Source organism: Methylobacterium sp. Leaf112 (genome assembly GCF_001423295.1).
Classification (GTDB): domain Bacteria; phylum Pseudomonadota; class Alphaproteobacteria; order Rhizobiales; family Beijerinckiaceae; genus Methylobacterium.
Map to the genome: position 1 here is coordinate 1 of NZ_LMNG01000025.1, position 14,645 is coordinate 14,645.

General features: G+C 67.1%; 16 protein-coding genes and 1 pseudogene. 2 read left to right on the forward strand and 15 right to left on the reverse strand.

Features of this window, described 5'->3' with window-relative positions; all coding sequences use genetic code 11:
- Positions 1-579: 579 nt before the first annotated feature.
- The 12 genes from ASF52_RS12290 to ASF52_RS12340 all read right to left on the reverse strand — a co-directional run bounded on the left by ASF52_RS12290 (position 580) and on the right by ASF52_RS12340 (position 8,988).
- Positions 580-855: a hypothetical protein gene (locus tag ASF52_RS12290; RefSeq protein ID WP_056172242.1), complete on the reverse strand. Its 276-nt coding sequence runs from the start codon at positions 853-855 to the stop codon at positions 580-582.
- Positions 856-930: 75 nt separating this feature from the next.
- Positions 931-2,064, reverse strand: a complete 1,134-nt coding sequence (locus tag ASF52_RS12295) for a hypothetical protein (RefSeq protein ID WP_056172244.1) — start codon at positions 2,062-2,064, stop codon at positions 931-933.
- A gap of 104 nt (positions 2,065-2,168) precedes the next feature.
- Positions 2,169-2,669, reverse strand: a complete 501-nt coding sequence (locus ASF52_RS12300) for a YidB family protein (protein WP_056172246.1) — start codon at positions 2,667-2,669, stop codon at positions 2,169-2,171.
- A 58-nt stretch (positions 2,670-2,727) separates the two neighbouring features.
- The gene (locus ASF52_RS12305; RefSeq protein WP_056172248.1) at positions 2,728-4,077 is read right to left on the reverse strand and encodes an ABC transporter substrate-binding protein; all 1,350 of its coding nucleotides are present in this window, start codon (positions 4,075-4,077) and stop codon (positions 2,728-2,730) included.
- Between the two features lie 34 nt (positions 4,078-4,111).
- Complete coding sequence (locus tag ASF52_RS12310) at positions 4,112-4,576, reverse strand: BA14K family protein (protein ID WP_056172250.1); 465 nt, start codon at positions 4,574-4,576, stop codon at positions 4,112-4,114.
- A gap of 171 nt (positions 4,577-4,747) precedes the next feature.
- Positions 4,748-5,185, reverse strand: a complete 438-nt coding sequence (locus ASF52_RS12315) for a CsbD family protein (protein WP_056172252.1) — start codon at positions 5,183-5,185, stop codon at positions 4,748-4,750.
- Between the two features lie 67 nt (positions 5,186-5,252).
- Positions 5,253-5,456 (reverse strand): CsbD family protein, encoded by a 204-nt coding sequence (locus tag ASF52_RS12320; RefSeq protein ID WP_056171488.1) that lies wholly within the window; start codon positions 5,454-5,456, stop codon positions 5,253-5,255.
- On the reverse strand, positions 5,453-5,866 hold the full coding sequence (locus ASF52_RS22650) for a preprotein translocase subunit SecE (RefSeq protein ID WP_338011708.1): 414 nt from the start codon (positions 5,864-5,866) through the stop codon (positions 5,453-5,455). Before ASF52_RS22650 ends, ASF52_RS12320 begins: the two co-directional genes overlap by 4 nt.
- Positions 5,779-6,585 carry a PhnA-like protein gene (locus ASF52_RS12325; RefSeq protein WP_244473800.1) on the reverse strand — a complete coding sequence of 269 codons (807 nt, stop codon included), beginning with the start codon at positions 6,583-6,585 and terminating at the stop codon, positions 5,779-5,781. Before ASF52_RS12325 ends, ASF52_RS22650 begins: the two co-directional genes overlap by 88 nt.
- A 129-nt stretch (positions 6,586-6,714) precedes the next feature.
- Positions 6,715-7,218, reverse strand: a complete 504-nt coding sequence (locus tag ASF52_RS12330) for a CsbD family protein (protein ID WP_056172254.1) — start codon at positions 7,216-7,218, stop codon at positions 6,715-6,717.
- Positions 7,219-7,274: 56 nt separating this feature from the next.
- Positions 7,275-7,436: a CsbD family protein gene (locus tag ASF52_RS12335; RefSeq protein WP_156630130.1), complete on the reverse strand. Its 162-nt coding sequence runs from the start codon at positions 7,434-7,436 to the stop codon at positions 7,275-7,277.
- Positions 7,437-7,527: 91 nt separating this feature from the next.
- Positions 7,528-8,988, reverse strand: coding sequence for a helix-turn-helix transcriptional regulator (locus ASF52_RS12340; RefSeq protein ID WP_056172258.1), 1,461 nt, complete (start codon positions 8,986-8,988; stop codon positions 7,528-7,530).
- A 252-nt stretch (positions 8,989-9,240) separates the two neighbouring features.
- Here ASF52_RS12340 and ASF52_RS12345 point away from each other — a divergent pair, with 252 nt between their 5' ends.
- Both ASF52_RS12345 and ASF52_RS12350 read left to right on the forward strand, forming a co-directional pair.
- The gene (locus ASF52_RS12345) at positions 9,241-9,867 is read left to right on the forward strand and encodes a sigma-70 family RNA polymerase sigma factor (protein ID WP_056172269.1); all 627 of its coding nucleotides are present in this window, start codon (positions 9,241-9,243) and stop codon (positions 9,865-9,867) included.
- Between the two features lie 1,193 nt (positions 9,868-11,060).
- The gene (locus ASF52_RS12350) at positions 11,061-12,530 is read left to right on the forward strand and encodes a PAS domain S-box protein (protein WP_056172261.1); all 1,470 of its coding nucleotides are present in this window, start codon (positions 11,061-11,063) and stop codon (positions 12,528-12,530) included.
- Positions 12,531-12,548: 18 nt separating this feature from the next.
- Here the strand turns inward: ASF52_RS12350 and ASF52_RS12355 are convergent, their stop codons facing one another.
- The 3 genes and pseudogenes from ASF52_RS12355 to ASF52_RS12365 all read right to left on the reverse strand — a co-directional run bounded on the left by ASF52_RS12355 (position 12,549) and on the right by ASF52_RS12365 (position 14,477).
- A complete protein-coding gene (locus ASF52_RS12355) occupies positions 12,549-12,923 on the reverse strand; it encodes a response regulator (protein WP_056172263.1) in 375 nt (124 codons plus the stop codon).
- Positions 12,924-13,077: 154 nt separating this feature from the next.
- Positions 13,078-13,287 (reverse strand): annotated as a pseudogene (locus tag ASF52_RS12360) (sodium-independent anion transporter); the annotation flags it as partial.
- Between the two features lie 21 nt (positions 13,288-13,308).
- Positions 13,309-14,477, reverse strand: a protein-coding gene (locus ASF52_RS12365) for an IS3 family transposase (RefSeq protein WP_156630132.1) whose coding sequence is annotated in 2 segments (ribosomal slippage) — positions 13,309-14,213 and positions 14,213-14,477 — 1,170 coding nt in all. Because the reading frame shifts where the segments join, the coding sequence is not laid out codon by codon here.
- Positions 14,478-14,645: the final 168 nt, after the last annotated feature.

Below are 14,645 nucleotides of genomic sequence, written 5' to 3' on the forward strand. Positions count from 1 at the left end.
ATGTCCATGCTCGTCATCCCGTACTGGTTCTCGCCGCTGAAGATCTTAATGGCCGGTTCAACCGGAGGGACCGCTTCCGGGGTTCTTCCCGTACCGGCATCGACATCCGGCCGCGATAGGGCCGCCACCGGTCGCCCGCCTTCGCCGTTCGAGGAGGGAAGCGGGGACCCGAGCCGCCAAAGGGCGCCATCACCGCCGACCAAGGCTAGGATCAGCCCGATCCCGATGAGGAGGGCGAGGAGCGCGATGGCAGCCCCGCGGCGACGCACCGGAGGCGCAGTTTGCCTGGCGGGTACCGGGACGAGCGTCGTCGCGCCCTTCCTAGGCCCCGACCGTTACCGGAACACGGCTGCAATCAGGCCCACGACGACGAGAAGGATGGCAGGGAACACCTTCAGGAAGGCGCGGCCCAGGCGGGTCAGCATCGTGTTCTCGTCTTCCATGCCGCCGTGATCGCCGTCCGCGGCTCCCGTTCATCGGGCATTCGTTCGGGCGTAGCAGGTGCCCCGGAACACGCCCTTGGGCAGGAGCACCGCGACCTCCGGTTTTGCTAGGCACCCGATTTCGACGTCGGGACGGTTAGTCGTCGGCCTCGCTGGACGATCCGGCACGGGACCGCTCGTAGGCGGCAATGGCCCCGGAGCATCCCGGCGAAAGATTCTGGCGATTGCGCTTGAAGCATGCCTTCACCTCCGGCCCGCCCGGCTTCATCCCGGCGCACAGGCGAAGGTAGTCGCCGCCGCAATTCGCCCGCATGGCCTCCATCTCGGGACCCTCCTGCGCCGTGGATGGCTGAGAGGCGGTCAAGGGCCAGGCGAGGGCTAGTATCGTCAGGGCGAGAATACGGATGTTCATCGTGCGATCTTTGCGTGCGGTGGGGCCGGGATGGGCGACCCACACGGGCAGCTGCCCACGTGGGTCGCCGTCGTCTCAGCGAGCCGGCTGGCTCGGCGCGGCGGCGGGCGGGTTGGCGAGCTGCTGACGGACCTCTGCGAGCTTCGCCTGGGCGGTGCTCAAATCCTGCCGCGCCGAGGCCAACCGCTCGTCGAGGGCCGACGCTTCCTTGTTGCGGGTTGCCAGGGTCTCGGTCAGCGTGGCCAACTCTCCTTGCGCGTCGGTCTGGCGCTTGCGCAGGGCGTCGAGGGCGGCTGTGCCGGCATCGCGGTCGGCGGAGAGCTTCTGCAGCGCCTGCTCGGCCTGACCACGCTCGGACACGACGCGGTCGCGCTGCGCCTGGGCCTCGGCGAGCTCCTTGCGGACGTTCGCCAGGGCGTCGCGGGCCTGCTGAGCGTCGCGGTTGGCCTGCTCGATATCGGAAGTGAGCTTGTCCTTGCTGGTGGTCAAGGCGGCCACGGCCTGATCCGTGTCCGTACGCTGCTTCGTGACCTGATCGGTCGCGGTCCGGGCGTCGGCCAGTTCCTTCTGGGCTGCGGCGGCGGCCTCACGGGCGTTCTGCTGGCGCTCCTCGGCCTTGGCGAGATCGGCGCTCTTGGCCGTCGCCTCCTGGGTCATGGTGGCGAGATTGGCGCGGAGCTTGGCCTCCTGCACCCGGGCATCCTCAAGTCGGCGTCCGACCTCGGCAAGATCCTGGGTCCGGTCGACGGCGGCCTTCTCCGCAGTGGTGATGGCCTCACGCAGCGGGGCTAGCTTCCCCTCGGCCTGAGAGACCTGGGACTGCAGGTCGGTGAGCTTCTGGGTCTCGGCCTCGGCCGCCTTCTTCGCCTCAGTCGCCTTGGCCTCGGCCGCCTGCTGCTCCTTGGTCAGGGCTGCGGCGCGGGACTTCGCCTCCTCGGCGGCCTTGCTTGCCTGCTGGTCCTGCTGCTGGGCGGTGGCGATCTTGGCCTGGAGGGCGGTCAGGGTGCCGGCGGTGGAGACCTGCCGGTCCAGGTCGGTGCGGAGCGCCGTCTGCTGGGTCTGCAGGTCCTCGATGCGGTGGTCGCGGGCGCTGCGCTGACGTGCGCCCGCGATGGAGGCGACGATGAGCCAGACCAGCAGGACCGCGGCCACGACCGCGAGGCTGAAGGGTAAGGGGCGTCGGAGTTCGGAACGGTAGTCGATGGCCATTGGGGTCTCGCAATGTCGGGGGAAGGCGGTGGATCGAACCCCGGCGCGGCGTCGCCCGGCGTCGTATTTGGCCGGCGCCCTGGGGCACCGGCCGTGTCATGGCGTCAGGCTGGCGCGCGGCCGTCGGTGGCATAGCGGTCGATGGCGGAAGGCAACTCGCGCGAGAGACGCGACAGCAGCGCGCCGCGGCTCAGGCCGGTCTGCTGGGTGAGGTGGTCGAGGGTGTCCGAGCCGATGGCGCGTTCCAGGTCCGCCTCGGGGATGTCGCGGTTGGCGCCCTGGTTGACCCAGGAGTTCGCCGTCTCGCCGTGGCCGCCCTTGGTGAAGTGGTCGACGAGCTCGCTCAGGCCGCTGGCGATCAGGCCGCCGACGCCGGCGGTGCCGAGGCCACCCAGCAGGCTGCCGAGATTGCCGATGCCGCCCGTGGCGTTGGTATTCGACGTCGTGCTCGGGATCGGCGGGACCGTACCGTGGTTCGGGCTCAACGAGGGGGTCGACGGGGTGTCGTTGCCCTTCAGGAGCTCGGCGAGCTTGTCGCGGTTCTGGTAGCCGGCCACGGCCAGAAGGCCCAGCAGCGCGGTCATCGAGGGGTAGCCCTTGCTCATCGTATTTCCTTTCCCGTGTTGGACGTGGTGCCGGATGGGGCCATCCGGGGTCTCGCGGTCAGCCCGCCGCGTCGGACGTGGCGGCTCCCGTCGATGTCATGCGCTCGGCAAGGTCGGGCTCTTCGCCCGAAGGTTGCCCGGCGACGATGGTTCGCTTGACCGTGGAGCGGGCCGCGTCGATGGCGATGGCCGCCGCCGACATGGTCCTGGCCTCGGTCGGGCGTTCGAGGGCGTGCTTGGCGATGTCGCCGGCAAGGTCGTCGATCTCGCGGGCGAGCGCTTCGAGGCGCTCAGCATCCGCGCCGTCCTGCGCCTCGCGACGGATATCCAGCAGCCGGTCGGTGGCCTCCTCGATGCGTTCGCGCCGGATGCGCGACAGGCGCTGTCCCACCCACGCGACCGCGGAGCCGATGCCGCCTCCGAGGAAAGCGACGAGGTAGATCCAGGTCTCGTAGCGCTCGACGAAGCCCTGCTGCTCGCGTTCGAAATAGTCGACGGCACCGGGATGGATCGGAAGCCGCGCACTCGTGGCGGCCGCGTCGAACAGGTGCTGGGTCACGTCGGCCGCCACCGGGCGGGACAGGTTCGCCCGCGCCATCAGCCGGTAGGAGGCGCCGACGGTGGCCACGTCCTCGGCCGGCACCTTCGGGCTGCCGCCGAAGGTCTCGGCCGGCATGCTCACCGCCTGGAGCCGCGGCAGCCGGGCGACGATGGCGTCGGCGTTCGCGACCGTCACGAAGGCCACCCCCCGGTTCTTGCTCGCACCCTGCACGATGCCGATGATGCGTTGGGCGGCCTGCGCCGTCGGTGAGATCACGGAGATGACGGCGTCCACGCGCTTCTTCGCGAACGCCGCCGCCAGATCGGCCTCAGGCATCTCGACAAGGGCGACGTGACGGGGTGGCAACGGCCCTTCGGGATCCTTGTCGAGCAGCGTCAGACCGTAATGCTCGACCATCGCCTTGATCAGTTCTTGGTCTGCGTCACGGTGGGCGAGGATGGCCAGGCGCTTGCGGTCGAGGTCCGGGAAGCTGGTCAGTCCGGACGCCTCGGGGGACGCGATGATCATTGCCTGATCGCGCAGGATCGCGAGCGTCAGGCCGTTGTCGGGAAGGTCGACGTCCGGACGCACGACGGCAAGGTCCGCCCGGCCGTCCTGAAGCGCCGCCGCGCTGTCGCGAACGTCGTCGAACGGCAAGATCTTGAGTCGGATTTCCTTGTGCCGCTTGGCCAAGGCGTCGGCGTAGGCCTGGATCACGGCCGGCTCGGTGCCGTCGCTGGGCGCCACGGCGATGGTCAGCACCGTGGCGCGGGACACCCAGTAGGCCGCCGCCGCTCCGAGCCCGAGCAGCACCGCGAGGGCGAGGAACACGAACTCGCGGCGCAGGCCGAGGCCAGGAACGGTCATGGGGTCCGGGCCTCTGCTCGGCTGGGCGATCCGGTTACGGGCAAGAGTGGCGGTCGCCGTCGTTGCCGAGATACGTCCCGCTCGACGCGTCGTAGGACCGGAAGCGGCGTGCGCAGGCCGCGACGGCCTCGGGGCCGGGGCCGCCCTGCACGACTACAGGCGCTGCCTGTGCTTGAGAGTTGGCGATGGCACCTCCGATGATGGCCCCGGCCGCCAAGCCGGCGACGCCAGCGCCCACCGCGGCGCCGACGCCGGGACCGCGGCGATAGCCGTAGCCACGACGGTAGCCGTAGCCCCGCCCGTAGCCGTAGCCCCGCCCGTAGCCTCGTCCACCGCGCCAACCATGACGACGACCGAAGCGGCGGTACTGGACGTAGTCGGTCGGCAGGTCGCCGCGAACGAGTGCTTCGATAGGCGCCGTGGAGGCCGGTGCGGCATGGGCCGGCAATCCAATCAGGGTGGCTGCAACGGTGGCGGCGAGGGCAAGGGTCAGCTTCATCGTGGATGGGTTTCCTGAATCGGTTTCGGGCTGGGGAAGGTCAGTAGCCCCGGCGGTTCGGCGGGGTGCCGGAGCGACCGGAAAATCGGCGGCTGACGTAGGCGATGACCTTCGGGAGCAGGAAGGCTGTGAGGAGCTTGCGGATCATGGTGTGATCTCCGGTGTGATGGGTCAGCGCTTGGAGCGGGACAGCCAGCCCACCGCGAAGGCGATGCCAGCGAGGCCGAGCAGGGCAGAGGTGCGGTTGTCGTCGGCGTAGCGCACGGCCTGACGGCCGTAGGTCGTACCGCGCTTACGGGCATGACGAGCGAAGTCGCGACCGTCCGAGATCAGGTTCCCCGCACGGTCGCGCGCCTCGTCGACGAGATGACGCCCGTCCTCGATCAGGTTGCCGGCGCGATCCCGGACCTCGTGGGCGATGTCGCGCCCGTCGTCGAGGAGATCCTCGGCGCGGTTGCGGGCGCGGCCGTAGGCGTACTGAGCCCCACCGGCCACCTGGTTGACGGCGCCGCGGACCTGGCGAGCCGGATCGCCGGTGAGGCCGCCGACGGCGGTCTGGGCGCGACCCTTGAGGTGGCGGGACGCGCCGCGGAACTGGTCACCGTTCATGGGATACTCCTGGGTTCGAATGACGGGGCGACGGGACCCAGTCGGGTCACTCGCCGCCCGTACGAGATCAGTGCTTGCCGGTGACCTTGTCGACCACGGAGGCGACGCCGTCCTTGGCCTCGCCGACGGTGCGCTGGGCCTCACCCTTGAGTTCCTGCGCCTTGCCCTCGACGACGAGCTTGTCGTTGCCGGTGACCTTGCCGGCGGCCTGCTTGACGTTGCCGGCAGCCTCGTTGGCGAGGCCTTTCAGCTTATCGGTGGTGCTGCTCATGGACTGATTCTTTCGGTTCGAGTGACGGAATGTCCGAGAAGGATCCCCGGCCAGTCGCGTTGACCGGCCGGGGATCGGCTCAGACGCGACGGGCGTCGTAGGCGTCGGCCAGGGTGTGGAGCTTCGGAGCGCCGAGGCGGCCACCGAAGAAGCCGGCGAGCGCTCCGAGGATCAGCGCGAGTGCGCCGTAGAAGGCACCCTGGGTGGCGGCGGACTTGGCTACGACGGCCGCCTGCTCGGCCTTCACCTTGGCGGTGGCGACGGTCTCTTCGTACTGCTTCTTGTAGTCCTGGATCTGGGCCTTGGCCTGATCGACCCACCATCACGGTGGTGACCACGGTCTCTTTGCGGGTCGGCCACGTGACCTTGCGGCCCTCAGCCGTCCCCTGGTGATCGATACCGTCGCCGATGCGGGCTTGCCGGCCTGGATCTGGGCCTTGGCCTGATCGACCGGGATGTTCTGCGCCTTGGCGAGAGCGTCGGCGGCGCGGTTCTCGGCCTGGGCCTTCTGGGCCGGGTCACCGGTGAACAGGGCGCGGATCGCGGCGACGGCTGCGTCCTTGGCGGCCTGCGGGTCCTGGCCGGCGGCCTGGTTGCGGACCGACTGCTCGATGCCGTCGAAGGGGTTCGAGATCTTCGACAGCGAGGGCGCCGCGGCCTGGGCCGCCGTCTGCACGGTGCCGCCAACCAGCGAGCCTGCGCCGCCGAGCGTGCTTGTCACGCCCGAGAACGCGCCGCCGATGAGACCACCGGCCGCGGAGGTGAGCAGGTACAGCACCACTAGGGTGGTGACCGCCCAGGAGACCAAGCCGTGCAGGCCGGCGGCGCCGTTGATGGGCTTGCCCGAGAGGCGCCCGGCGATGAAGCCGCCGGCAAGCGCCGCGACGATGCCCGAGCCCACGAACCAAATGCCGGCGCTCAGCGAAAGGGTCGAGGCGGCCGGGTTGTCTGCGGCCACCGGGCCGACGCTGGACAGGCCGACGCCGACGCCGACCATGTTCAGGATGACCTGGGTCACCAGGGCTGTGACGGCGCCTGCGAAGATCGCGCCCCAGGAAACTTGGTTCAGCAGAACGGTGCGGGTATCGGCCGAGGCGCCAGGGGTGGCGAGGATGGGGGAAGTGGACACGTTACAGGTACTCCGGGTGGTCGGTCGTCCGAGTCGTTCGGTCGTTCGAGAGGTTGGTCGGTGGGGTGGAACATCAGGGTCCGACCGCGCAGTCCCGTCGCGGTCGGACCAAGATCATGGGCCTGCGGATCAGTCGCGGCGGTGGATGAGCAGGCCGAGGCCGTAGCCGAGGAGGCCGGCCACGATCAGAGCGGCGATGGGGTGCTCCGCGATCTGGCTGGTGGCCTCGCGGCCACCCTCACGCAGGTACCGGCCGCCGTTCTCGTAGGCGTCCTCGGCGCGGTCGTAGGCATCGCGACCGGCGCTGCGGACGTAACGCTCACCGCGCTCGTAGGTGTCGCTGGCGGCACCCTGGGCGCGACGCGCGCGGTCCTCGATGTCGTCGGACCCGATCAGGTTGCCGACGGTATCGCGAACCTTGCCGCCGATGTCCCGGGTGGTGTCGGCGACGTGCTCGGCGGCGTCGCGGACCGTGTCCTTGGCCTGGCCGTAGAGGTTCTCGGCGGCGCCCTGCGCCTCGCGGGCGCGGCCCTCGACCGAGTCCCGCTTCGAGCCGGTGAGGTCGCCCACCGCGCCCTGCACCTTGCCGCCGAGTTCCTTGGCAGCGCCGGTGATGCGATCCGTATCAACCATGGTGTGTTCCTGTGTTCTTCCGGTTTGGTGTTCGTGGGTGCGACGCCGGACCGAAGCTACGGCTTAGAGGTGGTCTTCGGTTTCGCGTCGGACTTCGGTAATTTTTGCTGAGACTTGCCCTTGGCCTCGACTTTGGGGTCGCCGACCAACTTTCCGATGGCTTCCATGATGGAGCCTTTGATCTTGTCAGACGCGTCGGCCGTCTTCTGCGCGTTCACGGATTGCTCCAAAGTCTGGGCGATTGACACATCCATCAAATGGCTCGTCGTTCCAGACGAGCAATGATGCAAATGTACCAATCGAATGGATTTATTTACTCGGTTCGGTTAACGGAAACCCGTTGTCCCGCCCCCAGACGATGGCCTCGGAACGCTTGTGCACGCCGAGCTTCCGGTAGAGCGACGCGGAGTGGTTGCGCACCGTGTTCTTGGACAGGTTGAGCCGCCCGGCGATGGCCTCGTCGCCGAGGCCCTGGCAAATAAGATCAAGGATTTGGCGTTCGCGCACCGAGACGTTCGGGACGATACCGTCCTTGTGGTCGGCACCCGGCCGGCGCAGGTTGGCGAGCTTTTCGATGAGGCCGCGGCTGAACCAGGAGGTGTCGGCCATCACCGCCTCCACGGCTTCGAACATCTCGCGCTCCGTGCGCTTCCGCTCGGTGATGTCCTGCAGGACCATCAAGGCGTAGGTCTCCGAGCCGATCTCCACCCGCTCGGCCGAGGCCAGGCAATCGAAGTTGGTGCCGTCCTCGTGCTTGAGGCAGACCTCCAGGCCGAGCACGAAACCGGTGCGTGTCACCGCCGACTCGAACTTGATGCGGGCCGCATCGTGCACCCAGAGTCCGAGATCCGCTGGCGAGCGCCCGGAGACCTTGTCGGCGCCATAGCCGAACACCCGGGTGAAAGCCTCGTTCGCACCCGTGATGGTGAAGCCGTCCGCGCGTGCCAACAGGGTCGGCACCGGGGTCATGCTGAACGCCTTCGCGAAGCGCTCCTCGCTCTGGCGCAAGGCCGTCTCGGCCTTCCGTCGAAGGTCCAGGTCGGCGAAGGTGAACAGCATGCACGGCTCGTCGCCGAGCTCCATCGGCTGGCCGGCGACGATAACGTAGCGGGTGCCGCCATCGGGCAGGTCGAGGCAGGCTTCCATCTGCGGGATGGTGCCGCCGCTGTTCAGGCGGGAGATCGCGAGGTCGCGGCTACGGGCGCCGGCCAGCACATCCACCTCGTAGACGCTGCGGCCGATCACGGCGTCCCGGGTGTACCCGGTCATCTCCAGGAAGCCGAGGTTCACCTTCACGTGGCGCAAGTCCGAGAGCCGGCAGATAACGGCCGGGGCCGGGTTGGCATTGAACGTGGTTTCAAACCGCTCCTCGGCCTCGAACTGCTCCGACACATCCTTGAGAATGAGGGCGAGGCAGCTCGGATTGCCCTCCCGGTCGGTGGCGACAAGGCTGCGCAGGGAATGGACGAAGTCGACGTCCGGCCGGTCGGTGCGCTTCACGTCTACGATGACGTCGTGGAATCGCTCGCCGGAGACGACGCGCTCCATCGGGTACTGGTTCGGCGTGCGGTTGTTCCGGTAGCGCAGGGCGAAGCGCTCGCGGTAGGCGTCCACGGTTTCGCCGAGTTCGCCGACGCTCTCCGCCCCGTGCATCGCGAGCGCAGCCTCGTTGGCGTAGGCGATGGTCTGGTCGGGCTCGACCAGGATCACGCCCTCGCTGAGGCCGGCGATGATCTGCCGGAGCTCATGCCTGTCGACGCCAACCGTCACCTTCGACCACCTTCCCTGCTGCTTGGATCAAGCGAGGCCGTAACAGCCGGTCGGGGAGGACGGTTCCGGCACTTGCGAGCGATTGGTTGGTATATCTGGATCATTGACGGGATCGTGAACGATCAGCCAGAAACGACCATGCATCTTCTACCGTAGGGGGGGCGGACAGAATCGGACGTTTCCCGGGCGAAGGTTGAATCTTCTCACATGTACTTAAGCATAATCTCTGACGAACCTTTGCCTGGCGAGGGATTGCCCCGCCATGTCCAGGATCTGCTCGGGCAGCACTTAAACGGGCTCATCCCGAAAACGGTCGATGTCGACCCTGACACGCGGCTCGGCCGGGTACTGCTCCGGCTCCGGGCCGCACTGCTCGACGCGGAGGCGGAGCGACAGGTCACGAAGGCGTTCGGCGACGAACTCATCGCCCTGGTGCCGCGCCTGCGCCGGTTCGCGCGGCTTCGTACCGGCTCGGAGGCGGAGGCCGACGACATGGTGCAGGCGACCCTGATGCGGGCGTGGGAGCACCGGTCCCAGTTCAGGGACGGCACCAACATCGTCGCGTGGCTGTTCACGATCCTGCGCAACACCCACCTGAACCAGTGCAAGCGACTGCGACGCGAGGTCGAGGATGTCGACGGAGCCATCGCGGGCAGGTTGTCGTCGGCTCCCGACCAGGAGCACCGTATCGCCCTGACCGAGTTGCAGTCCGCTCTGGATGCTCTACCCGACGAGCAGCGCGAGACCTTGCTTTTGGTGACGGTTGATGGGCTCCGGCACGAGGACGCCGCCGCCATCCTGGGCTGCCGGGTCGGCACCGTGAAGAGTCGTGTGAACAGGGCGCGCGAACGCCTCGCGACGGCTTTGGGTCTTTCATGAAGGCGGACGCATCTGCCGACCACCGCGAACCGGTTCCCAGGCCGCTCGATCCCGCACAGATGGAGGCCAAAATCCAGATCGCCATAGATGGCAACCTGTGGGAACGAGGGCCTAACCCGCGTCTCGCATCCTGAAAGTCATCGCGCTCCGCTAAGGAGGCGTCTTCGAGGAACTCGCCGGATGTGCCTTGCCGGCGAACATGTCGTCGGAGTTCTTGTCGAAGGATGCCTGGGCAGGGCTTCGGAACGTTGACTACTCGCCACGTTTTACCAAGTCGTCTCCCGCCAAAATGATGCATCTGCATCATTGAGCGTTTGCCGGGTGAGCATATCTCCTGGTCGTTGCAGGGCGTACGCATACGGACGTCTACTTCATCCCGAAGTTATGCCGGACCTTCTGAGTCCCCCGATCAGGTCCGGCATGGCCGCAGGGCCGGGTGTCGTGCCGCTCCGGGCGCACGCCCGGCCCGTAGGCCATCCATACGAATGGCTATGGAGGATCCTAAGATGGCCGACCCTGGCGTGCCCGATCTCATTCCCGATGGTGAAATCCCGTCGGAGTTGCCGCCGAGACCGTTCCCGGGCGAGCGACCACTTGGGCCGGACGAGCCATCCGCGCCCTATGACGAGCCACCTATCGAGGAGCCCGTCGAACCTGGTATCGGCCACGAGAACCTGCCGGGGGCGCCGACGGACCCGGGAATACGCGTCTGAACGTGGCGCCGGAGGAATACGCGGCGCAAGCCATTCGGGAGGCCATCGAGTCCGGCATGGCACGATCCGAACTTGCGGCGATCCTGGACGGACGGCCTGTTACGGAGCTCGTCCCACCGCATGCCGGCGAGGCCGGGGCCGCTTACGCAGCCCGGGCCACGGGCGAGCTCATGGTCCGGCTACCTCGCGCGGGACGAGGGCGACACATGGGCGTCTGCATGACGGTCGCGCCGATGAGAAAGGCCCAGGACATGGCGCAGCCAGGTGCCCCCAAGGAAGGAGGTCACCCTTGTCCTGCAACCCGATAACGAAAGCCTGGTCCGGTTCGAGGTCGTGGAAGGCGGGCCATTCGAGGACCGGGACGTCGACACGTCAAAGGTTCTTCCATCCGAGAACGGCCGCTGGACGGTGTGACACCCACACCTCTGGCATGGCCTGATCCGCTCTGTAGAACGATCCCGATCAACAGGATTTTTCACCTTGAACGACCATGCCGACGGCGCGCGGATCGACGCCGAGATCACCAGCACCGTTGCTGGCTCAGATCCATTTGCGGCCGCCGTTCGCGCGACACGCATGCCGATGGTGATCACCGACCCGCGGTTGTCCGACAATCCCATCGTGTACGTGAACGAAGCGTTCGTGAAGCTGACCGGCTACGCCCGCGGGGAGATCATCGGACGCAACTGTCGTTTCCTCCAGGGTCCCGAGACGGACCCGGAGGACGTTGCCCGCATCCGGGATGCCATCGAGCGGCGCGTCACCATCGAGATCGATCTTAAGAACCGTCGCAAGGACGGTACCGCGTTCTGGAACCGCCTCCTCGTCTCGCCGGTCTTCGCGCAGGACGGAGAGCTCACCTATTACTTCGCCTCGCAATACGACGTGACCCTGGAAAAGGAGCGTCTCGTCTTCCTTCAGAAGGACCGAGATGCCTTGGAGGCGGAGTCCGCGCGCCGGTCCCTCGAACTCATTCAGAGTGAGGAGCGCCTTCGGTTCACCCTGAAGGCCGGGCGCCTCGGGGCCTGGACGCTCGACCTCGGCGTCATGCGTCTCGTCTCGTCGGACGGGTTCAAGGAAAATTTTGGGCGGTCGGCGAACGACCCCCTGACCTACGAGGAAATGCTGGCGGCCATCCATCCGGAGGACCTTCCCAGGAAGCTCGCGGCCCGTGACGCCGCCATCGCGGGCCACTCGGACTACGACGTCGAGATCCGGGTCATCACGCAGCAAGGCGAGACCCGCTGGCTGCAGTTCCGCGGGCAGGCGTCGTACCGTGCGGACGGCACGCCCCTGAGCATCGCCGGGATCAGTCTGGACATCACCGACCGCAAGCGGGCGGAGGAGCACCGGGATCTCCTGGCGGGCGAACTCAACCACCGCATCCAGAACACTTTGGCGACCGTCCAATCCATCTCTCGACAGACTCTGCGCGGCGCGGCCTCCCTGGAGGAGGCGCAGGTCGCGATGGAGTCGCGGCTGCGCTCCCTGTCGGCCGCGACGGAGATGCTGGCACGGGGCAGCGGCGACTGGGCGACCCTGACGGAGGTGGTTATCGCGGCGCTGCACCCGTTCGGCGTGGAGCAGGACCATCGCTTCAAGATCGGCGGTCCGATACTGCGACTTGCACCTCGCGTCGCCCTGGCCTTCGCCCTCGCCATCCACGAACTCGCAACGAACTCCGTCAAGTACGGGTCCCTTTCGCTGGACGACGGACGTGTGATCGTGAGCTGGGACGTTGCGGACAGGTCCGGTTCCGACCGGCTCTGGTTCCAGTGGCAGGAGGTGGGCGGGCCCCATGTTTCCCGGCCGACCCGAACCGGTTTCGGCTCCCGCATGATCGAGCGGGCGCTCGCTCAGGAGATCGGCGGGACAGCCGAGATCGAGTACAGGCCGCGCGGCGTCGTGTTCACGGCCGAGGCACCGCTGCCGGAGATCACGAGAGACTGAAGGCCCCACTCGAAGATGTCACTCCGCGCGGTGGATCGCGTCGATGACCTGAGACGCTTGGTAGGGCTTGGATACGAACAGGCCGTGGTCGGGCACCTCGCCTGCGGAAAACCGGTGGCGCCCAGATGTGAGGACCAGCCGGATGTCAGGCCAGTTCTCGCAGACACGCTCGGCCAGGGTCACGCCGCACATCGAGCCCGGCATGTCGACGTCGGTGAACAACACACCGATGTCCGACCGCCTGTGAAGAAGGTCCCATGCCTCGTCGGCATGGCGTGCCTCGACGACCGCGAAGCCGGCATCCTCCAGCATCTCGACGGCGTTCATCCGAACGAGGTCGTCGTCCTCGACCACGAGAATGACGGATGCTTCGGGGGCACGCTTCATCACCATGGCGTCTCAACCGGCAAACCTTCCTTCGGTTGCCAATTCGAGCTTCGATTACATGGGTGGCGAGTCGAAGCACCGGACGTCTGTTCCCTCGACCTGGACGGTGGAGAACGAGGAGGGGCCGCCGAATCGCCCCCATGCCCATGCCGGGGCGCCGTCAGTGCCCTCCGACGGCGAAGGTCGCCCCGGGCTTGTCGTGCGTGCCGACGCGCTCGACCATCGTCGCGGTCGCCTCGTTCATGCCAACGAGGTCGACTCCAATGCCGTGGTGGCGGAACTTCAGAACCACCCGGTCGAGGGCGTTGATGGCCGAGATGTCCCAGAAGTGCGCCGCCTGTAGGTCGATCACGACGCTGGCCTGCCCCCATTCAGTGGCCCAGGTTTGAAGTTAGTGCATCGTCGGTCGTGTGACGATGGCAGGGCGAGCGGACGGCACTGATCCGCTCGGTTCGGTCGGCCAGAGGACGACCTCTGGCGCAGGCGGGTGGTAGCCAAGCGACGAGTGCGGTCGGAGGGTGTTGTAGTGCCTCCGCCATTGCTCGATCACGACGCTGGCCTCCTTGAGGGTGTAGAACACCTCGCCGTTGAGGAGTTCATCCCGCAGCTTTGCGTTGAAGCTCTCGCAGTAACCGTTCTCCCACGGACTGCCCGGCTCGATGTAGGCGGTCGTCGATCCAACCGCTGCGATCCAGTCCTGAACCGCTTTGGCAATGAACTCCGGTCCATTGTCGGAGCGGATATGACCCGGCACACCGCGAAGGCTGAACAGGTCCGTCAGCACGTCGATCACGTCGAGGGCCTTCAGCTTGCGTGATACACGGATCGCCAGGCACTCACGCGTGAACTCATCAATGACGTTCAGCATCCGGTACTTGCGCCCGTTGTGCGTGCGGTGCTCGACGAAGTCGTAGGACCAGATGTGGTCGGGCCGCTCCGGCCGCAGCCGCACGCACGAGCCGTCGTTGAGCCAGAGGCGCGACCGCTTCGGCTGGCGAGCGGGAACCTTGAGGCCCTCGCATCGCCAGATCCGTTCGACGCGCTTCACGTTCACCGTCCAGCCATCGCGCCGGAGCATCGCGGTGATCCGACGGTAGCCGTAACGTCCGTACTGCAGCGCCAGGGCGACGATGGCAGCCGTCAAAGCAGCCTCGTCCTCGACCATCACGGCGACTTTGCGCTGCGTCGAACGATGCTGACCCAGGACACGGCAAGCGAAGCGTTCGGACACACCGTGCTCGGCAACGACGTAAGCGACACAAGCCCGGCGGCGAGCCGGGCTCAGAAGTTTCCCGAAGCTGCCTCCTTCAAAATGAGCTTCTCCAGCGTCAGGTCCGAGATCGCCCGACGCAGACGCAGGTTCTCCGTCTCCGAGGACTTCAGCCGCTTGACCTGATCACCCTTCAGACCGCCGTACTCGGAACGCCAACGGTAATAAGTGACCTCGGTCACCTCGATCGAACGGATTGCTTCAGCAACTTTGCGACCCTGCGAGACCAGGACATCTACCTGCCGCAGCTTAGCGACGATCTCTTCAGCCGTATGATTCTTCCGTCCCATAAAAACATCCTCCAAATGGCCCAAGGCCATACATCAGGGAGGACCACTTTTCAGGGGGCAGGCCAGGTCTGTGTCTGCACGAAATCGAAGCTCCAGACGTGATTGCGATGGAGAGGCCGCAGCCGCACGCAGGAGCCATCGTTCAACCACAACCGGCTTCGCGGCCGA